Genomic DNA, 24,556 nt, shown 5'->3' on the forward strand with positions numbered 1-24,556 from the left:
GGGCGGGGGCGGGTGGGGCGGCGGCTCCCACCGCGAGCATGGTCGCGGTGGCCGCCGCGACCATGCCGTACCGCCAGGCGGACCGGCGCATCCCTGACCTCCCGTCAACGCTCCGGCACCCACCGTAACTTCCGTGCGCGGCCGGCGAGGGGAGCGTCCCCCTCCCCTCTCGAAGGGTCACCCGACCGCCGCTAGCATGCGCCCCTATGGACGAGGACCTGCGGAACATCGTGCTCGGCGTGCTGGCGACCGGCCTCAGCGCGTCCCTGGGCTGGCTCACCCGGACGTACGTGTGGCGTCGCCGGCTCCGCCGGAAGCAGGAGTTCTTCGGCCTGCCCGGCCACGCGGAGTGTCTGCTGGTGGTCAACCGGGAGGCGGGCGGGGACGGGGCGGTGCACCGCTTCGACGTCTTCGCGCTGCTCGAACTGGCCGCGCTGGTGAAGGACTGCGGGGCGCAGGCGCAGATCGTCCAGCACGACCGGACCCATCTGGGCTTCGGCGACCGCACGGAGTTCTGCGTCGGCGGGCCGGGGTCGAACCGCAGGATGGCCGCGCATCTCGGCAGTCTGCTGCCCGGCCTGTCCATGAACACGGAGCCGGACCCGGTCGAGGAGCGGGGCGCGATCGAGGTCGGCGGCGAGCGGTACCGGATGGACCCGGGGACCGTCGAGTACGTGGTGCTGGCGCGGATCACGGCCGGCGAGGGCGGGCGCCCGGTCTTCCTCTTCTGCGGACAGCGGGCGATCACCAACCAGGCGGCGACCCGCTATCTGGCCCGGCACCACGAGCGGCTCGCCCGCACCCACCGCGGCGGCTCGTTCGTCCTGCTGCTGCGGGTGGTCAACTCCCAGGCGTACGGCCCCGACGTGGTGGAGCTGGTGGCCGACGTGACGCGGGCGGCGCTCAGGGCTCCCGCAGTCGCACCGGCAGCGACGTGATCCCGTTGATGAAGTTGGAGACCAGCCGCCGGGGCGCCCCGGCGGACTCGACGCCCGCGCAGGCGCCGCGCAACTCCTCGTAGAAGACACGGAGTTGCAGCCGGGCGAAGTGGGCGCCGAGGCAGACGTGCGGGCCGTCGCCGAAGGAGACGTGGGGGTTCGGGCGGCGGTCGAGGTCGAGGCGGTGCGGGTCGGCGAAGACGCGTTCGTCGTGGTTGGCGGAGACGTGGAAGACGACGACCTTGTCGCCGACGGTGATCCGCGTCCCGGCGAGTTCGGTGTCCCGGGCGGCGGTGCGACGGAAGGAGAGCACCGGCGGGTGGATCCGCAGCAGCTCGTCCACGGCGGTGTCCATGCCGGCCTCGCCCCGCCAGAGCCTGCGCTGCTCGCCGGGGTCCCCGCAGAGGGCGAGGACGCCGCCCGGGGCCGCCGACCGCACGGTGTCGTTGCCGGCGACGGTGAGGAGGAAGAAGAACATCTCCAGCTCGGCGTCGGCGAGTTCGGTGGTGGCGAGGGCGGTCATGAGGTCGTCGGCGGGGTGCTGCCGCTTGTACGCGGCCAGCTCCTGCGCGTACCCGAACATCTCGGCGAGCATGGCCGGTGACCGCGGGTCGAGGGGCCGTCCGTCGGCGCCGAGGACGGGCGGCTCGTCGGGGTCCTGGTAGGCGATGACCCGCTCGGTCCAGGCGTGCAGCAGCCCCCGGTCCCCGGCCGGCACGCCGAGCAGGTCGGTGAGGTTGAGCAGCGCGTAGTCGTCGGTGACGGTCCGCACGAGATCGACCTCGCCGCCGGCCTCCCGGGCCGCCGTGAGCAGCCGGCGGGCCCGCGTACGCGCGGTCGCCTCGAACCGCTCGATCCGCCCCGGCGTGAACGCCCGGCTGACCAGCCGCCGCAGCCGGCCGTGCTCCGGCGGGTCCTGGTTGAGCATCATGCGCCGGATGAAGGGCAGGTCGGCCGGATCGGGGTCGCGGATCTGGGTGGCCCCGAGCCGGGAGGAGTACGTCCCGGCGTCCTTGAGCACCCGCACCACGTCGGCGTGCCGGGTCACCGCCCAGAACCCGCTCCCGGCGGGCCACCCCAGCACCGCCCGCTCCTCCTGCCAGGCGACGGGCGCCCGCTCCCGCAGCTCCCGGAAGGCGTCGTGCGGCGGCCCGGCGGCGTGGACACGGGGGTCGAAGACATCGGGAAGGCTCGTCGGCTGCACGGGTCCAGCCTGGAGCAGGGAGCAGCACCCCACAATCGTTACCCGCACGTAACTTACCGACCGGTTACCACGGGTAGCACCTCGCCGTTACCGTCGGGCCACCTCGCTGCCCCCATCAGCGACCCCCCATCGAGGAGTGGCCCGTGCGCACATCCCTGGCCCTCGCCGTCTCCGCCGCCCTGGTGGCCGGGACGGCCCTGGCCCTGTCCCCCGCCGCCCACGCCGCCGAGTCCGGCACGTCGGTCCGGTTCGTCGACATCGCCGGTGACGGCGGCACCGTCCTCAAGGCCAACGTCGTCACGCCCGCCGGGGCCGACGGCTCCGTCCGCTACCCGGTCGTCGTGCTGCCCACCAGCTGGGCCACGCCCCAGATCGAGTACCTGGCACAGGCACAGAGGCTCGCCGACTCCGGTTACGTCGTGGTGAGTTACAACTCGCGCGGGTTCTGGGAGTCCGGCGGGGAGATCGAGACCGCCGGACCGAAGGACATCGCCGACGCGTCGAAGGTGATCGACTGGGCGCTCGCCCACACCCCGGCGGATCCGGCCAGGGTCGGTATGGCCGGGATCAGTTACGGCGCGGGGATCAGCCTGCTCGCCGCCGCGCACGACTCCCGGATCAAGGCCGTCGCCGCGCTGAGCGGCTGGGCCGACCTGATCGACTCCATCTACAGCGGCCGCACCCAGCACCTCCAGGCCGCCGCGCTGCTCGGCGGAGCCGGGTACCTCACCGGGCGGCCCGGGCCCGAACTGGAGAAGGTCCTCAAGGACTTCCTCTCGTCCGACCTCGACCAGGAGGACGAGATGATCGCCTGGGGACGGCAGCGTTCGGCCGTCACCCACCTCGACCGGATCAACGCCAACGGCACCGCGGTCATGCTCGGCAACGCCTGGGGCGACACCGTCTTCCCGCCCAACCAGTACGCGAGCTTCTACGAGAAGCTGAAGGGCCCCAAGCGGCTGGAGTTCCGCCCCGGCGACCACGCCACCGCCGAGGCCACCGGCCTCCTCGGCCTGCCCAACGACACCTGGACCAGCGCCCACCGCTGGTTCGACCGCTACCTCAAGGGCACCGACAACGGCATCGACCGCGAGCCGCCCGTGCGCCTGAAGCCGCGCTCCGACGGCGGCTACGAGGGGTACGCCGACTGGGCGTCCGTCCAGGCGCACCGCGAGCGCATCGCGCTGGCCGACTCCGAGCACGTCTGGGCCAACGTGAACTCCGGCGCGGACGGCGGCATCGTGCTGCTCAGCAATCTGCTCGACCAGCTGGCGCAGACCCCGCCGACCGTCTCCGTGCCGCTCCTCCCCCGCTCCTTCGCCGCCGTCTGGCAGTCCGGGCGGTACGACTCCGGCGCGGCGGTGCGCGGCACGCCCGTGCTGCACACCACGGTCACGCCGACCGCGTCGAGCGGCACCTTCGTCGCGTACCTGTACGACGTGGGCCCGCTGGGTGTCGGGAAGCTGGTGAGCAACGCCCCGTACACCTTCCACGGCAAGACGCCCGGCCGGCCGTTCGCCGTCGACCTGGAGCTGTTCTCCACGGCCTACGACGTCCCGGCCGGCCACCGGCTCGCGCTGGTCGTCGACACCGTCGACCCGCTGTACATCGAGCACAACCCGGCCGGCGCGCAGCTGACCTTCTCCTCCCCCGCGTCCGATCCCTCGTACCTGACGGTGCCGATGCGGAAGGAGTGATCACGGCTGCTGCCGGGCCGGTTTCAGGCCCGTGCGGGGGCCCGTAGAGGGGTCACTCGCGGCCCGGCAGCGTGATCACCGGTGCGGCGGGAGCGACGTCCACCCCCTTCGTGCGGGGGTCGCGGCGCTCCCGGCGCGCGATCCAGGTCGCGAACCAGGAGAGCAGCATGCACATCCCGATGTAGATCGGCGAGATCACCAGGACGACCGGGATGAACGGCAGGTCGTAGTCGAGGTTGGAGGCGATCAGCTTGCCCGCGTGGAGGAACTCCTCGTAGGTGATGAGATAGCCGAGCGAGGTGTCCTTCAGCGCCACCACCAGCTGACTGATGATGGCCGGAAGCATCGCGCGGACCGCCTGCGGGACCAGGACCCAGGTCATCACCTGGGTCTTCCGCATGCCCAGGGCATACGCGGCCTCCCCCTGCCCGCGCGGCACGGCGTGCACGCCGGTGCGGAAGACCTCGGCGAGCACCGAGCCGTTGTAGAGGGTGAGTCCGGCGACCAGCGCCGGCAGCGGCTGCACCTTGAGCGCCACGAAGATGAAGAAGATCATCACCAGCACGGGCATGGCGCGGAAGAACTCCACGAGCAGGGTGGCGATCCAGCGCACCGGCCGGTGGTCGGAGAGCCGCCCGGTGGCGAGGACCGCGCCGAGCGCCAGGGAGAGGACGGCGGCGAGCGCGAACGCCTTGAGGGTGTTGCCGAGCCCTTCGAGCAGCAGCTCCTGGATGCCCTCGTAGAGGAAGGGCCGCCACTTCACCGCGGTGAACTGGTCGGTGTCGAAGAGCAGATAGAGGATCCAGGCGGCGATGCCGAGGATCACGGCGGTGGAGAGCAGGCCGTAGAGGAGGTGCCGGCGGCGGGCCTGCGGGCCGGGGATGTCGTAGAGGGCGCTGGCCTGCGGCGGGCGGCTCATCGGGCCACCCCCCAGCGCTTCTCCATCACGTTGAAGAGCGCGCTGATGGCGAGCGTGATGACGAGGTAGCCGACGGCGATCCAGACGAAGGTCCAGATGATGTTGTAGCCGAGTTCGCTCAAGGTCTTGTAGGTGCCCAGGAGTTCGGTGACGCTGAAGGCGCCGGCGATGGCGGAGTTCTTGGCGAGGGCGATCAGGGTGGAGCCGATCGGCGGGATCACCGAACGGAACGCCTGCGGCAGGACGACCGCGCCGAGGGTCTGGGTGAAGCTCATGCCGAGGCTGCGGGCGGCCTCGCCCTGTCCGACGGGGACGGTGTTGATGCCGGAGCGCAGCGCCTCGCAGATGAAGGCCGAGGTGTAGCAGCCGAGGGCGAGGACGGCGAACAGCTCGAAGGGCAGCACGATGCCGAAGCGGGGCAGGCCCAGCATGACCGCGAAGAAGAGCAGGGTGAGCGGGGTGTTGCGGAGGACGGTGACCCAGACCGTGCCGAAGACCCGGAAGGAGCCGACGGGCGCGACCCGGAAGGCGGCCATGACGAAGCCCAGGACGAGGGCGAGCGCCGAGGCGTAGACGGTGAGTTCGAGGGTGCCGAGGAAACCCTCGGCGTAGAGCGAGAAGTTCTCTGTCAGTACGTCCATGTCAGCGGTGGGGGTCCTCAGTTGGCCGGGTAGCGGTCGATGGGCGGCGGCGTCGGGGCGGGGACCCCGGAGAGGCCGAGGGTCGCGTCGTACGCCTTCTTCCAGTCGCCGTTCTTCTCGTGCGCGGCGATGGCGTCGTCGAGGGCGAGGCGGAGCGCGGTGTCGCCGTGCGGCACGCCGATCCCGTACGGCTCCTTCGAGAACGGCTTCCCGGCGAGCTTGAGTTCGTCGGGGACCTTGGCGGCGTAGCCCATGAGGATGGTGTCGTCGGTGGTGACGGCGTCGACCTGGTAGGTGAGGAGGTTGTCGACGCAGATGGAGTACGTGTCGTAGGCGACGAGTTCGGCCTTCGGGTACTCCTGCTGGATCCGCTGGTAGGGGGTGGAGCCGGCGGCGGAGCAGACGCGCTTGCCGTCGAGGTCCTGGGGCCCGTGGATGTCGTCCTCGTCGGTGCGGACGAGGAGGGACTGCCCGGCCTGGTAGTAGGGGCCGGCGAAGCCGACGAGCTGCTTGCGCTTGTCGTTGATGGTGTAGGTGCCGACGTAGTAGTCGATCTGCCCGTTCTGCAGAGCGGTCTCGCGGTTGGCGGAGGCGATGGTGCGGAACTCGACGCCGCTCTTCGGGTCGAAGCCCAGGGAGGCGGCCATCATCCGGGCGATCTCGATGTCGTAGCCGGAGTAGACGCCGGTGGCGGGGTCCTTCTCGCCGAGGTACGGCTGGTCCTCCTTGGCGCCGACGATCAGCCGGCCGCGTTTCCTGGCCCGGTTCCAGGTGGGGGACTCCGGCAGCCGGAAGCCGGACTCGACTCGGTAGGTGGGGAGTTGGTCGGGCTGCGGGCCCCTGACGGGCGGGCTGCCGGGGCGGCCGCAGCCGGCCAGCAGGGAGCCCGTGACGGCGAGCAGCAGGGCGAGGGCGCCCAGGCGTCGGTGCGTGCGCTGCATGGTTCCCACCCCGGTCAGTGCGAGAGGATCTTGGAGAGGAAGTCCTTGGCGCGCTCGCTGCGCGGGGCGGTGAAGAACTCCTCGGGGGCGCGGTCCTCCAGGATCCGGCCGTCGGCCATGAAGACGACCCGGTTGGCGGCGGACCGGGCGAAGCCCATCTCGTGGGTGACGACGACCATGGTCATCCCCTCGCGGGCCAGTTGCTGCATGACCTCCAGGACCTCGTTGATCATCTCCGGGTCGAGGGCGGAGGTGGGCTCGTCGAAGAGGAGTGCCTTGGGGTCCATGGCGAGGGCGCGGGCGATGGCGACGCGCTGCTGCTGGCCGCCGGAGAGCTGTGCCGGGTACTTCTCGGCGTGGGCGGCGAGGCCGACCCGGTCGAGGAGTTCGCGGGACCGCCGGTCGGCCTCCTCGCGCTTGCGCCCGCGGACCTTGATCTGGGCGAGGGAGACGTTGGCGAGGACGGTCTTGTGGGCGAAGAGGTTGAAGGACTGGAAGACCATGCCGACCTCGGCGCGCAGCCGGGCGAGGTCCTTCCCCTCCTCGGGGAGGGGCCGGCCGTCGATGCGGATCTCGCCGGACTCGATGGTCTCCAGCCGGTTCATCGCCCGGCAGAGGGTGGACTTGCCGGAGCCGGAGGGTCCGATGACGACGACGACCTCGCCGCGGCCGACGGTGAGGTCGATGCCCTGGAGGACGTGCAGCGTGCCGTAGTGCTTGTTCACGCCACGCAGTTCGATCAGCGGATCGACGGTCATGCGCTGCCCTGCCCCATTCCCAGCGGTGTGCCGATGCGGTGTGTCGAGACAGCGCAAACTACCGCCGGGAAAAGGGACTTCACGCCCGACACGCCCGAAAGGGAGCAAGTCGGGATTAGCCGTATTTACGGCAACCGGGTGGGGCGGGCACGGCCTGCCGGAAGGTCACTCCTCGGCGGCCTCGGCGTACACCTGGGAGAGTTCGGGCGCCCCGCTCATCGCCCACTCGACGCCGTACTCGACGACCGGGACCTCACGGCCGGACTCCAGGACGACGACCGGACCGCCGTTCGGCCACACCTGCCAGCGGGCGCCCGGCACGTTCCGCACGATGACGGTGCCGAGGTAGAGCCCCGCGTCGTTGCCGAACCAGGGCAGCTCTTCGGCGTCGTCGCGCCAGCGCGGCGGGAGCTGGTCGAGCTCCTCCAGGGAGCGCGGGGAGTCGTCCAGCGTCACGCCCGCCCGCTCGACCCGGGCGCGGAGCAGCTCGCACTCGGCGAGCAGTTCCGCCACGCCCTCGGGGTCACGGTCGAAGGCCGCGGCCAGCGGGGACGGTTCGGGCTCGTGCCGCTTGCGCCAGTGGTCGAGAAACGGGATGTTCATCGGAACAGCGTCGCATCGTCACCCGCCCGTCCACCACCCGGCACGCTGAGATCGTTATGGAGCGCCCGCGCAGGTCACCGCCGTCAGAGGTCGAGGTCGACGACGACCGGGGCGTGGTCGGAGGCGCCCTTGCCCTTGCGCTCCTCGCGGTCCACGTAACTGTCCTTCACGGCCTCGGTGAAGGACTTGTTGCCGTAGACCAGGTCGATGCGCATGCCCTTGTTCTTGGGGAAGGCGAGCTGGCGGTAGTCCCAGTACGTGTACGGGTGGTCGTACTTGAGGGGGCGCGGGACGACGTCGGCGAGGCCGGTCTCGCGCAGCCCGGCGAGGGCCGCGCGCTCGGGCTCGGTGACGTGGGTGGCGCCCTCGAAGAGGGAGATGTCCCAGACGTCGGCGTCGGTCGGGGCGATGTTGTAGTCGCCGAGGACGGCGAAGGGCCGGTCGCCGGCCGCGTCCTCGCCGACGGCCGCCTTCAGCGCCTCCAGCCAGCGCAGCTTGTAGGCGTAGTGCTCGTGGGCGACCTCCCGGCCGTTCGGCACGTAGACCGACCAGACGCGGACCGGGCCGCAGGTGGCGGAGACGGCCCGGGGCTCCTGCACGCCGGCGTACTCGGGCCCGCCGGGCAGGCCCGTCACGACGTCCTCGAAGCCGACACGGGAGAGCAGGGCCACGCCGTTCCACCGGCCGGTGGCGCTGACCGCCGACTCGTACCCCAGCGCGCGCAGCTCCTCGGTGGGGAACTGCTCGGCGGTGCACTTGGTCTCCTGGATGCAGAGCACGTCGGTGCCGCTGCTCTCCAGCCAGGCCAGCAGCCGGGGCAGCCGGGCGGTGATCGAGTTGACGTTCCAGGTGGCGATGCGCATGACGCCCAGCCTACTGGCGGGCACCGACAGCGGCCCGGAGCCCGCTCAGAGCTCCGCGGAGGCGCCGGACGCGAGCCGCTGGTGGTCGGTGCCGCCGAGCCCGCCGATCTGCCGGTCGTAGATCGGCCGGGCCAGGTCGGTCAGGAGCGCGTCGTGGATGTCGTACGCCCGGCGCGGCCTCACCTCGCGGACGTAGTCGATCACCTCGGAGATCTTGTTCCACGGCGCCATCACCGGCAGCAGCAGGGTGTCCACCGGGCGGCCGGGGACGGTGAGGGCGTCGCCGGGGTGGAAGACGGCGCCGTCGACGAGGAAGCCGACGTTGGTGATGCGCGGGATGTCCGGGTGGATCACGGCGTGCAGCTCGCCGTGGACCTCGACGTCGAAACCGGCGGCGGTGAAGGCGTCGCCGTGCCCGACGGTGTGCACCCGGCCGGGGAACGCCGGCGCCAGCCGGTCGGCGACGCTCCGCAGGGTCCAGATCTCGGCGGCAGGGTTGGCGTCGAGGGCGGCCCGGAGCCGGCCCTCGTCGAAGTGGTCCGGGTGCTCGTGGGTGACGAGGAGGGCGTCGGCGCCCAGCACCGCGTCCTCCTCCGTGAACATCCCGGGGTCGAGGACGAGCGTCCGCCCGTCCTTCTCCAGCCGGACACAGGCGTGGGACTTCTTCGTCAGCTTCACGGCCTCACCCTACGCCGGGCGTGCGGGCCCGGCGCGGTCCGAGCGGCACGGCCTACGCGGGCGGCGTGGTCTCCTCGGTGATCACGCGGCCGACCGTGGCGAGGGCGGTCTCGGCGGCCGGGAGGCCGCAGTAGACGGCGGTGTGCAGCACGATCTCGCGGATCTCGGCGGGCGACAGGCCGTTGCGGAGCGCGGCCCGGGTGTGGTCGGCGAGCGCCTCCCGGTGCCCGCCGGCGATCAGCGCCGTCAGGGTGACGACGCTGCGGGTGCGCCGGTCGAGGCCGTCCCGGGCCCAGACCTCGCCCCAGGCGTAGCGGGTGACGAGCTCCTGGAAGGCGCCGGCGTCCGGGTCGGCGAGCGCCCGGTCGACATGGGCGTCGCCGAGGATCTCGCGGCGCAGCCCGAGCCCCTTCTCGTACGGGTCGGGGCGGGCCGCCGGGGCCTCCGCGGCGTCCTCGGCCGCGGCCGGGACGGGGGCGGGCGACTCGGCCGGGACCGGGGCGGCGGTGGGGACGGGCGGCGGGACGGCCAGGGTGCCGCTGGTCTCCGGGCCGGTCGCCGAGAAGTGCTCCAGGAGCAGGTCGGTGACGGCGGCCGGCTGCTCGACCGGGGCGAGGTGGGAGGCGCCCGGGACGACGGCCAGCTTGGCGTCGGCGATGCCGGCGACGAGGGTACGGGCCTCGGCGGGGCCGGTCACCCGGTCCTCGGAGCCGACCAGGACCAGCGCGGGCACGCCGATGCTGCCGAGGGCGGCGCGGACGTCGAAGACGGCCAGCGCCTCGCAGGCGGCGACGTAACAGGCGGCGTCGGTGGTCCGCACCATCTGGACGGCCCAGTCGACGATGGCCGGCTGGTTGGCGGCGAAGTGCGGGGTGAACCACTGCTCGGGCGCGGTGCGGGCCATCGGCTCCAGGCCGTTGGTGCGGACCACGACCCCGCGCTGGCGGAACTCGTCGGGGGTGCCGAACCGCGGCGCGGTGGCGACCAGCGCCAGCGAGGCGACCCGGTGCGGGGCGCGCAGGGCGAGGTCCAGGCCGACGGCGCCGCCGAGGGAGCAGCCGGCGTAGCCGAAGCGCTGGACGCCGAGGGTGTCGAGGGTGGCGAGGAGGCGGTCGCCGAGCTCCGCGACGGAGGTGAAGGGCTGGGCGGGGGCGCCGCCGTGGCCGGGCAGGTCGAACCGGACGACGCGCCGGTCCCGGGTCAGCTCCGGGATCTGGCGGTCCCACATGTGGAAGGTGGTGCCCAACGAGGGGCCCAGGACCAGGACGGGAGCGTCGTCGGGCCCGTCGACTCGGTATTGCAGGGTGTTCGTCGGTGTCTCACTCACTCGCCCGACCCTCTCATCCCGCCGCGTCGCGCGCGGCGCCGGGTCGGAGGTCGGGGTGTGACGAGGCTCCCGTCCGGTCCGGGGTCAGCGGCCCCGGCGGATCCGGGCGGCCTTGCGGGCCTCGGCCAGCTTGCGCTCCTCGGCGGACCGCCGGGACTCGTTCTTCGCCCGGCCGGGCTTGCCGGGGACGGTGCCGATGCCGCGGAACTGCGCGCCGCCCCGCTTGGGGCGCTCGGTGCTGGGGGCGGCGCCGTCGACGGGGACGCCGGACGGCGCGCGGGCGCCGGTGAGGCGGGTCAGCTCCGCCTCGCCGGAGCGGACCTGGGTGACCCGGGGCCGGAGCCCGGCGTCCGCCATCAGCCGCAGCACGTCCTTGCGCTGGTCGGGCAGGACCAGGGTGACGACGGTGCCGGAGCCGCCGGCGCGGGCCGTGCGGCCGCCGCGGTGGAGGTAGTCCTTGTGGTCGGCGGGCGGGTCGACGTTCACGACGAGGTCGATCTCGTCGACGTGGATGCCGCGCGCGGCCACGTTGGTGGCCACCAGGACGGTCACCTCGCCGGCGCGGAACCGCTCCAGGGTGCGGGTCCGCAGCGGCTGGGACTTGTCGCCGTGCAGGGCGGCGGCCCGTACGCCGCTGCCGCGCAGGTGCGCGGTGAAGCGGTCGACGGCCGCCTTGGTGGCCAGGAACATGATCACGCGCCCGTCGCGGGCGGCGATCTCGGTGGCGGTGGCGAACTTGTCGGCGCCGTGCACCTGGAGGACGTGGTGCTCCATGGTGGTGACGGCGGCGGCCGAGGGGTCGACGGAGTGGACGACCGGGTCCCGCAGGTAGCGCTCGACGACGAGGTCGACGTTCCGGTCGAGGGTGGCGGAGAACAGCATCCGCTGGCCGTCCGCGGGCACCAGGTCGAGGAGGGCGGTGACCTGGTCGGTGAAGCCCAGGTCGGCCATCTGGTCGGCCTCGTCGAGGACGGTGATCTCCACCCGGTCGAGCCGGGCGTCCTTGCGTTCGACGAGGTCCAGGAGGCGGCCGGGGGTGGCGATCACGACCTCGGCGCCGTCGCGCAGCGCGGTGGCCTGCCGGCCGATCGACATGCCGCCGACCACGGTGGCGAGCCGCAGCCGCAGCGCCCCGGCGTACGGTGCGAGCGCGTCGGTGACCTGCTGGGCCAGTTCGCGGGTGGGGACGAGGACCAGGGCGCGGGGCCTGCGGGCCTCGGCGCGACGGCCGGCGAGGCGCACCAGCAGCGGCAGCCCGAAGGCGAGCGTCTTGCCGGAGCCGGTCCGGCCGCGGCCGAGGACGTCACGCCCGGCGAGGGCGTTCGGCAGGGTCGCCGCCTGGATCGGGAAGGGGGTGACGACGCCCTGCGCGGTGAGCAGCTCCCGTACCGCGGCAAGCAGCCCCAGCTCGTCGAAGGAGGCGACGGCGGGGAGGGCCGGCGTGGCACCGGCGTGCTGCGCGAAGTCGTCCTCGGCTGCGGTGGGGCGGGAACTGTTCATGGGGTCCATTGTGACCCGGCGCGGACGGCGCGCGGGTCACGGGCTGGTGGTGGAGACCGTGAAGACGCGGGGGAAGGCCGGGTCGGTGAGGTCGACGGTGATGTCGGAGGTGGGGCGGGGGTCCTCGCGGGTGACGGTGGTGCCCGACCAGGTCAGGCCGTCGGGGAAGGTCCAGCCGACGATGTCGGCGTCCCGGCCGGAGACCGTGATCCGGCCGGAGGTGAGCGCGGAGCGGCTGGTGCCGGACTCGGCGAGGAAGGCGTCGAGGCCGGCCGCCGTGGTGGTGAACTGCACGTAGAGCCGGCTGGTCCGCCAGTTGCTGGTCTCGTAGTAGGCGACGCCGGAGGCGCCCGCCGGGACGGGGACCTCGAAGACCCGGCGCTTCATCAGCGAGGGCCAGTTGTCCTGGAGGCCGACGACGGAGGACTCGCGCTCCTTGTCGACGCCGCTCGCCCGGCTCTGCCCGGCGGAGATCACCAGATAGCCGGCCGGGATGCCGACGAGCAGGACGATGATGACCGCCGTCAGCCAGCGGCGGCGGATCATCCGTCCCCGGTCCTCCGGCATCCGCTGCTCGGCGTGGCGCTGCTCGGGCAGCCGCTCCTGCACGCTCATGAGCCGGGGTCCTCGGGGGTGCGGGGGGCGCGGCCGTGCGTCCCGGGGCGGAACGCCTGCGCGTACCGCTCGTACCGCTCGTAGCGCTCCACCCGGCGCCGGTTGGCGCGGCGGAAGCGGCGGGCGACCAGCCGGGCGAGGTCGGCGGCGCCGACCATGCCGGCCTCGGGGCCGAGCTGGGCGCGGGTGATGCGGGCCTCGGGGCGGTAGCCGCGGCCGGTGAGGTGGCGGCGGAAGGCGTCCCGGGCGGGGCCGATGAGCAGGTCGTCGGCGGCGGAGACGCCGCCGCCGATGACGAAGCAGGAGGGGTCGAGGGCGGCGGCGAGGTTGGCGATGCCGACGCCGAGCCACTGCCCGATGTCCTGGAGCAGTTCGACGCACATGGCGTCGCCCTCGCGGGCCAGCTCGGTGATGAGCGGGCCGGTGATGTCGGGGACGTTCCCCTTGACCCGCTCGATGATCCCGTACGCCACCGGGGAGTCGGCGGCGGCCAGCTCGCGGGCCTCGCGGACCAGGGCGTTGCCGGAGCTGTACTGCTCCCAGCAGCCGCGGTTGCCGCAGGGGCAGCGGTGGCCGCCGGGCACGACCTGCATGTGGCCGAACTCGCCGGCCACGCCGTACTTGCCGCGCTTGACCCTGCCGTCCTCCAGGATGGCGCCGCCGATCCCCGTACCGAGGGTGATCATGACGAGGTGGTCCTCGCCGCGGCCGGCGCCGAAGCGCCACTCGGCCCAGGCGGCCGTGTTGGCGTCGTTGTCCACCATGACGGGGACGGCCAGCCGGTCCTGGAGGGCGTCGCGGAGGGGTTCGTTGCGCCAGGCGAGGTGGGGGGCGAAGAGGACGCGGGCCCGGTCGGCGTCGACCCAGCCGGCCGCGCCGATGCCGACGGCGTGCACGTCGTGCCGGTCGGAGAGGTCCAGGACCAGCTCGACGATGGTGTCCTCGACGACCTTGGGGCTCTTGGACTTGTCGGGGGTCTCGGTGCGGATCTTCTCCAGGATGGTGCCGTCGGCGTCGACGACGCCCGCCATCACCTTGGTCCCGCCGATGTCGATGCCCACCGTCGGCACCCGGGGCGCCGACAGGTGGGAGCGCCGCTCGCGGGTCCCGACGGTCCGCAGGACACCGCCCCGGGCGGGGTCACGGTAGGTACTCATCGGCTCGATTCTGCCAGGAGGGGCGTCGGGTCCGCGTGATGAGGCGGCGGGTCGGGTCACGGGCCGGAGGGGCGCTCCAGCTCGTGGCGGAGGTCGTCCAGCTCGCTGCCGCCGGCCATCTGGCGGGTCAACTCGTCGAGCGTCACCGAGTCCTTGGTGTGGCTCGCGGCCATCACGCCGCGCTTGAGCAGCACGAACCGGTCGCCGACGAGGTAGGCGTGGTGGGGGTTGTGCGTGATGAGGACCACGCCGAGGCCCTGGTCGCGGGCGGCGGCCACGTACTTGAGGACGACGCCGGACTGCTTGACGCCCAGGGCGGCGGTCGGCTCGTCGAGGACGAGGACCTTGGCGCCGAAGTGGACCGCGCGGGCGATGGCCACGCACTGGCGTTCGCCGCCGGAGAGGGTGCCGATGGGCTGGTCGACGTCGCGCAGGTCGATGCCCATGCGGAGCAGCGCCTCGCGGGTGGTGGTCCGCATCCGTTCGGTGTCGAGCCGCCTGAGGGGCCCCTTGCCCTTCGTGGGTTCCGAGCCGAGGAAGAAGTTCCGCCAGACGGGCATCAGCGGGACGACGGCGAGGTCCTGGTAGACGGTGGCGATGCCCCGGTCGAGGGCGTCGCGCGGGTTGGCGAGGGTGACCTCCTCGCCCTCGACGCGGAAGGTGCCGGCGTCGTGCCGGTGCAGACCGGCGACGATCTTGATGAGGGTGGACTTGCCGGCGCCGTTGTCGCCGAGGACGCAGGAGATCTCGCCGGCCCGGACCTCCAGGGAGACCCCTTCGAGGGCGCGGATGTTGCCGTAGTACTTGCTGACGCCGGTCAGCTCCACCAGCGGGGTCGTGGTCACTTGGTCGCCTCCACGCGCCTGCGGATCCAGGCGTTCAGCAGGGTCGCGAGCAGCAGCATCGCGCCCAGGAAGAACTTGAACCAGTCGGGGTTCCACTCGGCGTAGACGATGCCCTTGCTGGTCATGCCGAAGATGAGGGCGCCGACGGCGGAGCCGATGGCCGAGCCGTAGCCGCCGGTGATCAGACAGCCGCCGATGACGGCCGCGATGATGTAGATCAGCTCGTTGCCGACGCCTTCGCCGGACTGGACGACGTCGAAGGAGAAGAGCAGGTGCTGGCCGGCGATCCAGGCGCAGAGGGCGACGCCCATGTAGAGGCCGATCCTGGTGCGGTGGACCGGGACGCCGACCGCGCGGGCCGCGTCGGCGCCGCCGCCGACGGCGAAGATCCAGTTGCCGAAGCGGGTGCGGAGCAGGATCCAGGTGGCCACCGCCACCAGCCCGAACCACCACAGGATGGTGACCTTCAGCTCCACGCCGCCGACCGTGAGGGTCGAGGCGAAGACGGAGTGGGCGGAGGGGAAGCCCTCCATGTCGGCGATCGACTTGGTGGAGACGGTGCCGGTGATCAGCTTGGTGAGGCCCAGGTTCAGGCCGGTCAGCATGAGGAAGGTGCCGAGCGTGATGATGAAGCTGGGCAGCTTCGTCCGGGTCAGCATGAAGCCGTTGAAGGCGCCGATGGCCAGGGTGACGAGCAGCGAGACGCCGACGCCGACCCAGACGTTCGCGGTCATCTGGTAGCTGAACATCGACGAGACCAGCGCGGAGCTGGTGACGAGGACGCCGGCGGAGAGGTCGAACTCGCCGCCGATCATCAGCAGGGCGACCGGCACGGCCATGATGCCGAGGGTGGAGGCCGCGTAGAGGACGGTGCCGAGGCTGGACGGGCGCAAAAAGCTGTCGGCGGCGAACGCGAAGAAGACGAAGACGGCGACCGCGCCGACGACCGAGCCCAGCTCGGGGCGGGCGAGGAGCTTCTTCAGCGGGGTGGTGCGCAGGAGGCGTTCGTCGACGTGGTCGACGCCGTCGCCCGGTGCGGACGGCGGGGCGGTGGCGCTCATCGGGTCCCCCGCTCCGCGTACTCCCTGAGGGCCCCGGCCTGGTCCTTCGTGATGATCTGCGGTCCGGTCAGGACGGGCTTGCCGCCGCCGAGGACGTCGGCGTTGTAGCGGTAGAGCCAGAGCAGGTCGACGGCCTCGTAGCCCTGGAGGTAGGGCTGCTGGTCGACGGCGAAGCCGAGGGTGCCGTCGGCGAGCGCGGCGGCGACCTTGGCGTTGAGGTCGAAGGTGTCGACCTCGGCCTTGCTGCCGGCGCTCTTCGCGGCCTGCACGGCGGCGTCGGCGAAGGGGGCGCCGAGGGTGACCACGGCGTCCACGTCCTTGTCGGACTGGAGCTTGGCCTCGATGGACGCCTTCACGTCGGGCATGTTGGTGCCGTCGACGTAGAGGTTGACCAGCTCGCCGTCGAAGGTCTCCTTCGTGCCGGCGCAGCGCTGCTCGTGGCCGACGTTGCCCTGCTCGTGCAGGACGCAGAGGGCCTTCTTGCGCCCGCGCTTCGTCAGCTCCTCGCCGACGGCCTGGCCGGCGACGGTCTCGTCCTGGCCGATGTGGGTGAGGGCGCCGAACTCCTCGGACTGCGCGGCGCCGGAGTTCACGGTGATCACCGGGATGCCGGCCTTGACGGCCTTCTCCACGGCGGCCTTCATCGCGTCGGGCTTGGCGAGGGTCACGATGAGCCCGTCGACGCCCTTGGCGACGTACGAGTCGATCAGCTGCGCCTGCTGCTGGGACTCGTCGCTGTGGGCGTAGAGGAAGTTGATGTTGTCCTTGGCGGCGGCCTGCTCGGCGCCGTTCTGGACGATGTCCCAGAAGGTGTCCCCGTCGCCCGAGTGGGTCACCATCGCGAAGGTCCAGCGGGGGGTGTCCACGGCCGCCCGGCCCTGGGCCGCGGCCGCCTTGCGGGCGTCCTCCGCCCGCTTGCCGCCCGTGCTGCTGCACCCGGCGAGCGCTCCCGTGAGCGCGAGTGCGAGCACGGCGCCGATCGCGGCGCGTACCCCTCCTGTCCGAAGCCTGGTCACGAGGCCGTGCCCTCCTTTGTGTCCTTCTGCGTGCATTGCAGTATCGGTCATGCGGGTCAGGGCGCTCGTCAGGGGGCCCCGCCCCCGGTCCGGCGGCCCTACGGACGGACCATCAGCTGGAACTCGAAGGAGTAGCGGCCGGCCCGGTAGAGGTGGGAGCCGAACTCGACGGGCCGGCCGGTCGCGTCGAAGGTGGTGCGCTCCATCGTGAGCAGCGGCGCGCCGGGCTCCTCCGCGAGGAGCGCGGCCTCCTCGGGGGCGGCGGCGCGGGCGCCGATGGACTGGCGGGCGGTGTGCAGGGCGGGCGCGGCGGCGCGGAGCAGCCGGTAGAGCCCGGTGGTCTCCAGGGCGGCGGCGTCGACGAGCCCGGCGGGGAGGTGGTTGCGGAGGTACGCCAGGGGCTCGCCGCGCGCGGTGCGCAACCGCTCCAGGTAGTGGACGCCGGTGCCCTCGGGGACGCCGAGGGCGGCGGCGACGGCCGGTCCGGCGGGTTCGAGGCGGTCGACGAGGACACGGGTGGCGGGGTGGTGGCCGGCGGCCTCCAGGTCGTCGTAGAGGCTGCTGAGCTCCAGGGGGCGGCGGACGCGGGAGTGGACGACCTGGGTGCCGACGCCCCGGCGGCGGACGAGCAGGCCCCGGTCGACGAGGGTGCGGATGGCCTGGCGGACGGTGGGCCGGGAGAGGCCGAGGCGGGCGGCGAGGTCGATCTCGTTGCCGAGGAGGGTGCCGGGCGGCAGGGTCCCGTCGGCGACGGCCTGTTCCAGCTGCCGGGCCAGCTGGAAGTAGAGCGGGACCGGGCTGGCACGGTCCACGGAGAAGGGCGGCAGGGGGGATCCGGACTGCTTGGCCACGGCTGGGAGCGTAGCCCCGCCCCGGGACGCCGGGAAGGCGTCGTACCGGGTTCACCGGGGCGCCGCCGGCGCTTGTCCTGACAAACCTTGACACGGTCCGGCGGGCGCCTCACGGTGGGGCCATGCGCATCGGACTCATCGGTACGGGCCGGATCGGGAGTTTTCACGCGGGGGTGCTCGCCCGGCATCCGGGGGTCGGCGCGCTGGTGGTCGCCGACGCCGATCCGGCGCGGGCGGCCGCGGTGGCGGCGGCGGTGGGCGCCGAGGCCGCGCCGGACGTCGCGGCGCTGCTCGGCGGGGGCCTGGACGCCGTGGTGATCGCCTCGGCGACGGCCGCGCACGCGGAGCTGATCGCCCGGGCCGCGCGGGCGGGGCTGCCGGCCTTCTGCGAGAAGCCGATCGCGCTGGACGTGCCGGGCACGCTGGCCGCGCTGGCGGCGGTCGCGGAGGCGGGCACCGAGCTGCAGCTGGGCTTCATGCGCCGCTTCGACGCGGGCTACCGGGCGGCGCGCGAGGCGGTCCGGGCGGGGCGGCTGGGGAGGCTGCACACGGTACGGACGGTGACCTCGGACCCGGAGCCGCCGCCCGCCGCGTATCTGCCGCTGTCCGGCGGTCTCTTCCGGGACTGCATGGTGCACGACGTCGACATCGTGCGCTGGGTGACCGGCCGGGAGGTCGTGGAGGTGTACGCGACCGGCTCGGACGCGGGCCCGGCGATGTTCCGCGAGGCCGGTGACGTGGACACGGCCGCCGCGCTGCTCACCCTGGACGACGGCACGCCTGTGACGGCGACGGCGACCCGCTGCAACGGCGCCGGGTACGACGTACGGATGGAACTGGCCGGGGACCGGGACCAGTTCGCGGTGGGGCTGGACGAGCGGACCCCGCTCACCTCGCTGGAGCCGCACTCCCCCGCGCCGCCGCCGAAGCCGTGGCCCGGCTTCCTGGAGCGGTTCGCCCCGGCGTACGAGGCGGAGCTGGACGCCTTCGTCCGGCTGGTGCGCGGCGAGGCCCCGAACCCGTGCGACGGGCGGGAGGCGCTGGCCGCGCTGCGGGTCGCGGACGCGTGCGAGCGGTCCCGGCGCGAGCACCGGCCGGTGCGGGTCGCGGACTGAGCTCAGCCGACGGCGCGGACGGTGCCCTGGGCGAGGGCGCAGACGGTCTCGTCGCCCTCCTCGTCGACGGTGAGGAGTTCGCAGCGGACGACGGCCTGGCGGCGGCCGGCGTGCAGGACCTCGGCGCGGGCGCGGAGGGTGACGCCGACGGCGGGGCGGACGTAGTCGATGGAGTACCCGGCGGTGAGGACGGCCGGGCCGAGGACGGTGCCGGCGGCGAAGGTGATCGCGTTGTCGGCGGCGTACGAGAGGACTCCGCCGTGCACGAAGCCGTTCTGCTGGCGCAGGTCCTCGCGGATCGGCAGTTCGAGGGTGGCGCCGCCGTCGCCGAAGGCGCGGACGTCGGCGCCGACGAGGCGGCTGAAGGGCTGGGCCCGCAGGATGTCCCGGGCCATGGCGAGGGTGGCGGAGTCGGTCACCCTCGTCACCCTACTCGCCGGTACCCCCGTGGGGGTCCTGATCGAGGAGACCGGCGTCGTGGACGAGGAGCGCGATCTGGACCCGGTTGTTGAGGCCGAGCTTGGCGAGCAGCCGGGAGACGTACGTCTTCACCGTCGGCACGCTCATGTACAGCTCGGCGGCGATCTCGGCGTTGGAGGCGCCGCGGCCGACGGCGACGGCCACCTCCCGCTCGCGGTCGGCGAGCCCGCCGAGGCGTTCGGCGGCGCCGGCCCGGCGGGGGCGGGCCTCGGGGCGGCCGGCGACATGGCTCATCAGCTGGCGGGTGACGGCCGGGGAGAGCACCGGGTCGCCGGCGGCGACCCGGCGGACGGCGGCGACGATCTCGGCGGGCGGGGTGTCCTTGAGGACGAACCCGGCGGCGCCGGCCCGCAGCGCGCGCAGCACCTGCTCGTCGGCGTGGAAGGTGGTCAGGACGATCACCTCGGGGGCGCCGGGGCGGGCCCGGAGCCGTTCGGTGGCGGTGAGGCCGTCGACGTGCGGCATACGGATGTCCATGAGGACGACGTCGGGGGCGAGCCGGGCGACGAGGTCGGGGACCTCGCTCCCGTCGGAGCCCTCGCCGACGATCTCGACGGCGTCGTCGCCGCCGAGCATCAGGGTGAGGCCCGCGCGGACCAGGGGGTCGTCGTCGACGAGGAGCAGCCGGATGGTCATGGGGGCCACGGTAGCCAGGCGGTGAGGGCGAAGCCGCCGCCGGGGGCCGGGCCGTGGTCGAGGCGCCCGCCGGCGAGCGCGGCCCGCTCGGAGAGCCCGATGAGGCCCTGGCCGGAGCCGGGGACGTGCGGGACGGGTCCGTCCGGCGCCGGGTTGCTGACCTCGACGGTGAGCCCTTCGCCGGGCCGGCCGCGCAGCAGGACGGTGACCCGGGCGCCGGGGGCGTGCTTGCGGGCGTTGGTGAGGCCCTCCTGGGCGATGCGGTAGACGGTGCGGCCGGTGGCGGCGGGTACGGCGCGGGGGTCGTCGACCGTGGAGTCCAGGACGACCGTCATCCCGGCCGCGCGGGACTCGTCGACGAGCTCGCCGAGGGTGGCGAGGGTCGGCTGCGGCCGGTCGCCGCCGCCGCTCTCCTCCCCCGGGGCGCGCAGCACGCCGATGATCTCGCGCAGGTCCTGGAGGGCGTCGTGGGCGCTGTCGCGGATGACGCCGGCGGCGCGGGCGATCTGCTCGGGCGGGGCGTCGGGCCGGAACTCCAGGGCGCCGGCGTGGACGCTGAGCAGGGTGAGCCGGTGGGCGAGGACGTCGTGCATCTCGCGGGCGATGGCCTCGCGGGCCAGCCGCTGGGCCTGTGCGGCGCGCAGCTCGGCCTCCGACTCGGCCCGCTCGGCGCGCTCGCGTAGCGCCTCGACGAGCTGGCGGCGGGCCCGGACGAGCATGCCCCAGGCGGTGACGAGGAGGGTGAGGGAGACGCCGAGGACGATGCCGAGGACGGCGCCGGTCTCGGGGTCGGGGCGGACGAAGACGGTGACGACGGCGCCGGCGAGGGCGATCCCGAGGATCCAGGCGATCTCCCGGAAGGGCCGGCGGACGGCGACGCTGAAGAGGCTCGCGAGCATGGCGCCGGCGGCGACCGGGGCGAGGGCGCCGACGACGGCGAGGACGGCGGCGAGCCCGACGGGCCACCGGCGGCGCAGCCAGAGCGCGCAGCAGGCGAGGGCGCCGACGATCTGGTCGGCCAGGTTCACGGCGTCGCCGTTGTAGCGGGCGCTGGTGTCGAGGGCGACGAGCCCGAAGACGGCGGCGAGCAGGAAGACGACGGTGTCGACGACCCAGTCCCGGACGGTACGGCGGGGCCGGCCGGCCCCGCTCCCGCCCGGTTCGACCAGGTGGGAGGGGAGCAGCCAGCGCTGCCGGTCCGTTCGCGTCATATCCGCAATGTACGCAGCCGGGGCCCGGCGCACCGGTCCGCGGCGGCCGTCCGCGACCGAAGTCGCGCGGGTCGATACTTCGGTCGCGCGGCCGTCGACCGGCGGCCGACGCGGCCGGCCGGGCGGCGCGCCCATGATCGCCGCATGAGGAGATTTCTTGAGGTGACCGGTTTCCTGCTCACCGTCTTCGGGGTCTGCGGTGTGGTGCGGGAGCTGACGGACGGCTGGTTCTCGTTCATGGGCGCGACGCGCTTCCTGACCGAGCACGTGGGGTTCCTGGAAGGCCGCGAGGTCTTCGCGAACGTCGTGGTCGCCGTGCTCGGCCTGGTGCTGATGATCGTCTCGGAGCGGGTCGAGAAGAAGTCCTAGGCGCGGGGGGCGGTGTCCAGATGTTCGGCGAGCCGGCGCTGGGCGCCGCCGCTCGCGCTGAGTCCGGCGCCCAGGGCGGCGCACGGGACCGAGCCGCCGAGCAGGGCGACGAGGAGCGGCCAGTCGCGCACCTCGACACACGCGTCGTCGTGGGCGTACTCGCTGGCGACCAGCGCGGGGCACTTGCCGTCCTCGGCGTACGGGGTGACGAGGAGGACGGCGAACCAGGCCCAGAGGAGCCCTGCGACGGCGAGGAGGCCGAGGCCCCACGCCTGGGTGCGGCGGGCGCGGGCGAGCAGCGGGGACTCGGGGGCGACGGTGGGGTTGCTTGGCATGGACAGAACCTATCGGGCGTCCGCGTCGGCGCTCCGGCGGCCCCAGGCGGTGCCCGTGAGGACCAGGACGGCGCCCGCGAGGCCGAGGACGCCGGGCCGGTCGCCGGCCAGGGCGATGCCGGCGAGGGCGGCCCACAGCGGCTCGGTGCCGAGCAGCAGGCTGACCCGGGAGGCGGAGGTGCGGCGGACGGCCCACATCTGCACGAAGAAGGCGAAGAGGGTGCAGAAGACGGAGAGGAAGAGCAGCCCGGCCCACTCGCGGGGGCCGAAGTCCAGCGCGGCGGCCCACGGGCTGACGCCGCCGCCGGTCGCGGAGAGGACGGCGAAGACGAGGACGGCGGTGCCGAGCTGGACGGTGGTCAGGGAGAGCGCGTCGGCCGACTGGACCGCCTTGATCCGGGCCATCGCGAGGACGTGCACGGTCCGGGCCACCGCCGCGAGCAGGATCAGCAGGTCGCCGAGGGAGGGGGCGGTGAAGCCCGCGCCCTGGGTGAGCAGGACGACGCCGGCGACGGAGAGCCCCGCGGCGCCGAGGAAGCCGCGCGACGGCCTGGTGCGGGTGACGGCGGCCTCGGCGAGCGGGGTGAAGATCATGGTGAGGCTGATGATCAGGCCCGCGTTGGTGGCCGAGGTGTGGACGACCCCGTAGGTCTCCAGGAGGAAGATCCCGGCGAGGATCCCGCCGAGCAGGGCGGCACCGCGCCACTGCGCGCCGGTCAGGGCCCGCAGGCCCTTCCGTCCGGCGGCGACCAGGACGGGCACCACCAGCGCGAACCGCAGCACCAGGACGGCGACGACGGTGTGGCTGGTGGTGATGCCCTTGGCCGCGAGGTAGCTGCCGCCCCAGAAGGCGGCGACGAGCAGCAGCGGAAGGTCGGTGAGCCAGGCGCGGCGCCGGGCGCCGAGGGGGACGGATCCGGCGTACGGCGAAGCGGACGAAGCGGCCATCGGTGCGGGTCTCCAACTCTGCTCAAGGGGTGGAGACTTCGTCGGCTCGCCCACTCTGACACGGGGACGATCACCGTACCGGCCCGTCCCGGTGGTGACTACACCCTTTTCCTCGCCCCCGCTCAGGCGTAACTGCCGTACGTGGGGCGGCCCGCGCGCTCGTAGGTGTGGAGGGCGACGCCTGTGCTGGTGACGACGGCCTCGGTGAGCCGGAAGGCGGTCGGCCGGGCCCCCTCGGTGAAGAGGCGGTAGCCGGTGCCGAGGACGACCGGGAAGAGGTGCAGGTGGAGGGTGTCGATGAGGTCGTGGGCGAGGAGGGTGCGGGCGAGTCCGCCGCTGCCGTGCATCTGGATCTCGCCGTCGAGGCGCTCCTTGAGCGCGGTGACCTCCTCGACGGCGTCCCCGCGCAGCAGGGTCGTGTGGGCCCAGTCGGCGGAGTCGAGGGTGGTGGTGGCGACGTACTTGGGCAGGGCGTTGAGCTTGCTCGCGACGGGGTCGGCCGGGTCGTCGTGCTTCGGCCAGTACCCCGCGAAGATCTCGTAGGTGCGGCGGCCGAGGAGGAAGGCGGTGGGCCGGGAGAAGATCCCGTCGATGTGGCGGCCGAAGTCCTCGTCGCCGAAGGGCACGGACCAGCCGCCGTGCTCGAAGCCGCCGCTGCGGTCCTCGTCGGGGCCGCCGGGCGCCTGGTAGACGCCGTCGAGGGTGAGGAACTGGGTGAGGCTGAGGGTGGCCATGACGCTTGCCTTTCGGTCGGTGGGAACGTCGGGTTCCATCCGTATCGACCGGGACGGGTACCGCAACTCATCGGTGCGCGCCGAAGTCGGTGTCCGATGGCCGCCAGCGGAGGCTCCTCGCCCCCGCTTTCCTTGAATCCGCAACCAGTTAGGCGATTTCGAGGAGGCAGGGAGCGATGTCCACGATGAACGCGGTGAACGCGATGGACGGGACGGCGGTACTCGTGACGGGCGGCAGCCGCGGCATCGGCGCGGCGACGGCGGTCCGGCTCGCCCGGCAGGGCGCCGACGTGGCCTTCACCTATGTACGGGACGAGGCGGCGGCCAAGGAGGTCGCGGCCCGCATCGAGGCGGCCGGCCGGCGGGCGCTGCCGCTGCGCGCGGACGCGGGGGACGCCGGGGAGGCGGCGGGCGTGGTGCACCGGGCGGCGGACGACCTGGGGCGGCTCGACGTCCTGGTGAACAACGTCGGCATCGGCGTCCTCGGCCCGCTGGGCGAGCTGACCCTCGCCGACGTGGACCGGGTGCTCGCGGTGAACGTCCGGGCCACGTTCCTCGCCTCCCAGGCGGCGGCGGAGCGGCTGCCCGACGGCGGCAGGATCATCACGATCGGCACCTGCATGACCCAGCGCGTGCCGGGCCCCGGCGGCACCCTCTACACGCTGAGCAAGTCGGCGCTGGTGGGCCTGACGCGGGCGCTGGCGCGCGAACTCGGCGGGCGCCGGATCACCGCGAACATCGTCCACCCGGGCCCGGTCGACACCGACCTCAACCCGGCGGACGGCCCGTACGCGGAGGGCCAGGCGGCCCTGACGGCGCTCGGCCGCTTCGGCACCCCGGACGAGGTCGCCGCCGCCGTCGCCTACCTGGCGGGCCCGGAAGGCCGCTACGTGACGGGCGCCGAACTGTCGGTGGACGGCGGGCACGCGGCCTGACGCGGAAGGGGGCGGAGCCCGATCCCGGTGGACTGAGCTTCGGCCGGCTGGGCTTCGGCCGGTGGGCTGAGCTTCGGCCGGCTGGGCTTCGGCCGGTGGGCTGAGCTTCGCCCGATGGGCCGGCGAGTGAGCCGAAGGGGCGCGCCGGGGGAACGGGTCCGAGCGCGCGGAGCCTCCCG

At 73.5% G+C, this 24,556-nt stretch carries 27 protein-coding genes; 5 read left to right on the forward strand and 22 right to left on the reverse strand.

The window, feature by feature from the left end:
• Positions 1 to 206 precede the first annotated feature (206 nt).
• Entirely contained in the window at positions 207 to 938 is a 732-nt protein-coding gene (locus IF73_RS0127485; RefSeq protein WP_031012772.1) for a hypothetical protein, read from the forward strand.
• On the opposite strand, the gene IF73_RS0127490 is transcribed toward IF73_RS0127485, so the two are convergent.
• A complete protein-coding gene (locus tag IF73_RS0127490; protein ID WP_031012775.1) occupies positions 904 to 2,142 on the reverse strand; it encodes a cytochrome P450 in 1,239 nt (412 codons plus the stop codon). The two genes, IF73_RS0127485 and IF73_RS0127490, sit on opposite strands and share 35 nt — an antisense overlap.
• Before the next feature lie 143 nt (positions 2,143 to 2,285).
• On the opposite strand from IF73_RS0127490, the gene IF73_RS0127495 reads away from it, so the two are divergent.
• Positions 2,286 to 3,839 (forward strand): alpha/beta fold hydrolase, encoded by a 1,554-nt coding sequence (locus tag IF73_RS0127495; RefSeq protein WP_031012777.1) that lies wholly within the window; start codon positions 2,286 to 2,288, stop codon positions 3,837 to 3,839.
• A gap of 52 nt (positions 3,840 to 3,891) precedes the next feature.
• Here the strand turns inward: IF73_RS0127495 and IF73_RS0127500 are convergent, their stop codons facing one another.
• The 15 genes from IF73_RS0127500 to IF73_RS0127570 all read right to left on the reverse strand — a co-directional run bounded on the left by IF73_RS0127500 (position 3,892) and on the right by IF73_RS0127570 (position 17,575).
• Positions 3,892 to 4,758 carry an amino acid ABC transporter permease gene (locus IF73_RS0127500; protein WP_031012779.1) on the reverse strand — a complete coding sequence of 289 codons (867 nt, stop codon included), beginning with the start codon at positions 4,756 to 4,758 and terminating at the stop codon, positions 3,892 to 3,894.
• Complete coding sequence (locus IF73_RS0127505) at positions 4,755 to 5,399, reverse strand: amino acid ABC transporter permease (RefSeq protein ID WP_031012780.1); 645 nt, start codon at positions 5,397 to 5,399, stop codon at positions 4,755 to 4,757. The genes IF73_RS0127500 and IF73_RS0127505 overlap by 4 nt, the downstream gene beginning before the upstream one ends.
• A gap of 17 nt (positions 5,400 to 5,416) precedes the next feature.
• Positions 5,417 to 6,340, reverse strand: coding sequence for a glutamate ABC transporter substrate-binding protein (locus IF73_RS0127510; RefSeq protein ID WP_031012782.1), 924 nt, complete (start codon positions 6,338 to 6,340; stop codon positions 5,417 to 5,419).
• A 14-nt stretch (positions 6,341 to 6,354) separates the two neighbouring features.
• The gene (locus IF73_RS0127515; protein ID WP_031012784.1) at positions 6,355 to 7,098 is read right to left on the reverse strand and encodes an amino acid ABC transporter ATP-binding protein; all 744 of its coding nucleotides are present in this window, start codon (positions 7,096 to 7,098) and stop codon (positions 6,355 to 6,357) included.
• Between the two features lie 165 nt (positions 7,099 to 7,263).
• Positions 7,264 to 7,701, reverse strand: a complete 438-nt coding sequence (locus IF73_RS0127520; protein WP_031012785.1) for a DUF6278 family protein — start codon at positions 7,699 to 7,701, stop codon at positions 7,264 to 7,266.
• A gap of 83 nt (positions 7,702 to 7,784) precedes the next feature.
• On the reverse strand, positions 7,785 to 8,564 hold the full coding sequence (locus IF73_RS0127525; protein WP_031012786.1) for an exodeoxyribonuclease III: 780 nt from the start codon (positions 8,562 to 8,564) through the stop codon (positions 7,785 to 7,787).
• A 45-nt stretch (positions 8,565 to 8,609) separates the two neighbouring features.
• Positions 8,610 to 9,242, reverse strand: a complete 633-nt coding sequence (locus IF73_RS0127530) for an MBL fold metallo-hydrolase (RefSeq protein ID WP_031012787.1) — start codon at positions 9,240 to 9,242, stop codon at positions 8,610 to 8,612.
• 52 nt (positions 9,243 to 9,294) lie between these two features.
• The gene (locus IF73_RS0127535) at positions 9,295 to 10,569 is read right to left on the reverse strand and encodes an alpha/beta fold hydrolase (RefSeq protein WP_031012788.1); all 1,275 of its coding nucleotides are present in this window, start codon (positions 10,567 to 10,569) and stop codon (positions 9,295 to 9,297) included.
• 84 nt (positions 10,570 to 10,653) lie between these two features.
• Complete coding sequence (locus tag IF73_RS0127540) at positions 10,654 to 12,069, reverse strand: DEAD/DEAH box helicase (protein WP_031012790.1); 1,416 nt, start codon at positions 12,067 to 12,069, stop codon at positions 10,654 to 10,656.
• Positions 12,070 to 12,105: 36 nt separating this feature from the next.
• Positions 12,106 to 12,684: a hypothetical protein gene (locus IF73_RS0127545; RefSeq protein ID WP_031012791.1), complete on the reverse strand. Its 579-nt coding sequence runs from the start codon at positions 12,682 to 12,684 to the stop codon at positions 12,106 to 12,108.
• On the reverse strand, positions 12,681 to 13,841 hold the full coding sequence (locus IF73_RS0127550) for an ROK family glucokinase (protein WP_031012793.1): 1,161 nt from the start codon (positions 13,839 to 13,841) through the stop codon (positions 12,681 to 12,683). The genes IF73_RS0127545 and IF73_RS0127550 overlap by 4 nt, the downstream gene beginning before the upstream one ends.
• Before the next feature lie 56 nt (positions 13,842 to 13,897).
• Complete coding sequence (locus IF73_RS0127555; protein WP_031012794.1) at positions 13,898 to 14,686, reverse strand: ATP-binding cassette domain-containing protein; 789 nt, start codon at positions 14,684 to 14,686, stop codon at positions 13,898 to 13,900.
• Positions 14,683 to 15,747: an ABC transporter permease gene (locus tag IF73_RS0127560; protein WP_031012796.1), complete on the reverse strand. Its 1,065-nt coding sequence runs from the start codon at positions 15,745 to 15,747 to the stop codon at positions 14,683 to 14,685. Before IF73_RS0127560 ends, IF73_RS0127555 begins: the two co-directional genes overlap by 4 nt.
• Positions 15,744 to 16,763: a sugar ABC transporter substrate-binding protein gene (locus IF73_RS0127565; protein ID WP_031012797.1), complete on the reverse strand. Its 1,020-nt coding sequence runs from the start codon at positions 16,761 to 16,763 to the stop codon at positions 15,744 to 15,746. The genes IF73_RS0127560 and IF73_RS0127565 overlap by 4 nt, the downstream gene beginning before the upstream one ends.
• Before the next feature lie 98 nt (positions 16,764 to 16,861).
• On the reverse strand, positions 16,862 to 17,575 hold the full coding sequence (locus IF73_RS0127570; protein ID WP_031012799.1) for a GntR family transcriptional regulator: 714 nt from the start codon (positions 17,573 to 17,575) through the stop codon (positions 16,862 to 16,864).
• A gap of 161 nt (positions 17,576 to 17,736) precedes the next feature.
• Here IF73_RS0127570 and IF73_RS0127575 point away from each other — a divergent pair, with 161 nt between their 5' ends.
• The gene (locus IF73_RS0127575; protein ID WP_031012801.1) at positions 17,737 to 18,729 is read left to right on the forward strand and encodes a Gfo/Idh/MocA family oxidoreductase; all 993 of its coding nucleotides are present in this window, start codon (positions 17,737 to 17,739) and stop codon (positions 18,727 to 18,729) included.
• A gap of 2 nt (positions 18,730 to 18,731) precedes the next feature.
• Here IF73_RS0127575 and IF73_RS0127580 read toward each other — a convergent pair whose 3' ends face one another.
• The 3 genes from IF73_RS0127580 to IF73_RS0127590 are packed head-to-tail and all read right to left on the reverse strand — an operon-like array spanning position 18,732 to position 21,056.
• A complete protein-coding gene (locus IF73_RS0127580; protein WP_031012802.1) occupies positions 18,732 to 19,124 on the reverse strand; it encodes a PaaI family thioesterase in 393 nt (130 codons plus the stop codon).
• A 34-nt stretch (positions 19,125 to 19,158) separates the two neighbouring features.
• Positions 19,159 to 19,845: a response regulator gene (locus IF73_RS0127585; RefSeq protein ID WP_051717371.1), complete on the reverse strand. Its 687-nt coding sequence runs from the start codon at positions 19,843 to 19,845 to the stop codon at positions 19,159 to 19,161.
• A complete protein-coding gene (locus IF73_RS0127590) occupies positions 19,842 to 21,056 on the reverse strand; it encodes a sensor histidine kinase (protein WP_031012805.1) in 1,215 nt (404 codons plus the stop codon). Before IF73_RS0127590 ends, IF73_RS0127585 begins: the two co-directional genes overlap by 4 nt.
• 144 nt (positions 21,057 to 21,200) lie before the next feature.
• Between IF73_RS0127590 and IF73_RS0127595 the strand changes: the two genes are divergently transcribed.
• The gene (locus IF73_RS0127595; RefSeq protein ID WP_031012806.1) at positions 21,201 to 21,425 is read left to right on the forward strand and encodes a hypothetical protein; all 225 of its coding nucleotides are present in this window, start codon (positions 21,201 to 21,203) and stop codon (positions 21,423 to 21,425) included.
• Here the strand turns inward: IF73_RS0127595 and IF73_RS0127600 are convergent.
• The 3 genes from IF73_RS0127600 to IF73_RS0127610 form a co-directional block, all read right to left on the reverse strand.
• Complete coding sequence (locus IF73_RS0127600; protein ID WP_031012808.1) at positions 21,422 to 21,760, reverse strand: hypothetical protein; 339 nt, start codon at positions 21,758 to 21,760, stop codon at positions 21,422 to 21,424. The genes IF73_RS0127595 and IF73_RS0127600 overlap by 4 nt on opposite strands.
• Positions 21,761 to 21,769: 9 nt before the next feature.
• Positions 21,770 to 22,708 carry a DMT family transporter gene (locus IF73_RS0127605; RefSeq protein WP_031012811.1) on the reverse strand — a complete coding sequence of 313 codons (939 nt, stop codon included), beginning with the start codon at positions 22,706 to 22,708 and terminating at the stop codon, positions 21,770 to 21,772.
• 122 nt (positions 22,709 to 22,830) lie between these two features.
• Positions 22,831 to 23,442 (reverse strand): dihydrofolate reductase family protein, encoded by a 612-nt coding sequence (locus IF73_RS0127610; RefSeq protein WP_031012813.1) that lies wholly within the window; start codon positions 23,440 to 23,442, stop codon positions 22,831 to 22,833.
• 176 nt (positions 23,443 to 23,618) lie between these two features.
• Between IF73_RS0127610 and IF73_RS0127615 the strand changes: the two genes are divergently transcribed.
• Positions 23,619 to 24,377: an SDR family NAD(P)-dependent oxidoreductase gene (locus IF73_RS0127615; protein ID WP_031012815.1), complete on the forward strand. Its 759-nt coding sequence runs from the start codon at positions 23,619 to 23,621 to the stop codon at positions 24,375 to 24,377.
• Positions 24,378 to 24,556 lie beyond the last annotated feature (179 nt).

It is taken from the genome of Streptomyces sp. NRRL F-5727, assembly GCF_000719555.1.
Lineage (GTDB): Bacteria > Actinomycetota > Actinomycetes > Streptomycetales > Streptomycetaceae > Streptomyces.

Coding starts and splice junctions, on each gene's coding strand:
- IF73_RS0127605 (WP_031012811.1), bottom strand. CDS start 22,708: ATGGCCGCTTCGTCCGCTTCGCCGTACGCCGGATCCGTCCCCCTCGGC.
- IF73_RS0127615 (WP_031012815.1), top strand. CDS start 23,619: ATGTCCACGATGAACGCGGTGAACGCGATGGACGGGACGGCGGTACTC.
- IF73_RS0127505 (WP_031012780.1), bottom strand. CDS start 5,399: ATGGACGTACTGACAGAGAACTTCTCGCTCTACGCCGAGGGTTTCCTC.
- IF73_RS0127520 (WP_031012785.1), bottom strand. CDS start 7,701: ATGAACATCCCGTTTCTCGACCACTGGCGCAAGCGGCACGAGCCCGAA.
- IF73_RS0127610 (WP_031012813.1), bottom strand. CDS start 23,442: ATGGCCACCCTCAGCCTCACCCAGTTCCTCACCCTCGACGGCGTCTAC.
- IF73_RS0127560 (WP_031012796.1), bottom strand. CDS start 15,747: ATGAGCGCCACCGCCCCGCCGTCCGCACCGGGCGACGGCGTCGACCAC.
- IF73_RS0127595 (WP_031012806.1), top strand. CDS start 21,201: ATGAGGAGATTTCTTGAGGTGACCGGTTTCCTGCTCACCGTCTTCGGG.
- IF73_RS0127510 (WP_031012782.1), bottom strand. CDS start 6,340: ATGCAGCGCACGCACCGACGCCTGGGCGCCCTCGCCCTGCTGCTCGCC.
- IF73_RS0127500 (WP_031012779.1), bottom strand. CDS start 4,758: ATGAGCCGCCCGCCGCAGGCCAGCGCCCTCTACGACATCCCCGGCCCG.
- IF73_RS0127580 (WP_031012802.1), bottom strand. CDS start 19,124: ATGGCCCGGGACATCCTGCGGGCCCAGCCCTTCAGCCGCCTCGTCGGC.
- IF73_RS0127590 (WP_031012805.1), bottom strand. CDS start 21,056: ATGACGCGAACGGACCGGCAGCGCTGGCTGCTCCCCTCCCACCTGGTC.
- IF73_RS0127540 (WP_031012790.1), bottom strand. CDS start 12,069: ATGAACAGTTCCCGCCCCACCGCAGCCGAGGACGACTTCGCGCAGCAC.
- IF73_RS0127550 (WP_031012793.1), bottom strand. CDS start 13,841: ATGAGTACCTACCGTGACCCCGCCCGGGGCGGTGTCCTGCGGACCGTC.
- IF73_RS0127585 (WP_051717371.1), bottom strand. CDS start 19,845: ATGACCATCCGGCTGCTCCTCGTCGACGACGACCCCCTGGTCCGCGCG.
- IF73_RS0127525 (WP_031012786.1), bottom strand. CDS start 8,564: ATGCGCATCGCCACCTGGAACGTCAACTCGATCACCGCCCGGCTGCCC.
- IF73_RS0127600 (WP_031012808.1), bottom strand. CDS start 21,760: ATGCCAAGCAACCCCACCGTCGCCCCCGAGTCCCCGCTGCTCGCCCGC.
- IF73_RS0127485 (WP_031012772.1), top strand. CDS start 207: ATGGACGAGGACCTGCGGAACATCGTGCTCGGCGTGCTGGCGACCGGC.
- IF73_RS0127545 (WP_031012791.1), bottom strand. CDS start 12,684: ATGAGCGTGCAGGAGCGGCTGCCCGAGCAGCGCCACGCCGAGCAGCGG.
- IF73_RS0127515 (WP_031012784.1), bottom strand. CDS start 7,098: ATGACCGTCGATCCGCTGATCGAACTGCGTGGCGTGAACAAGCACTAC.
- IF73_RS0127575 (WP_031012801.1), top strand. CDS start 17,737: ATGCGCATCGGACTCATCGGTACGGGCCGGATCGGGAGTTTTCACGCG.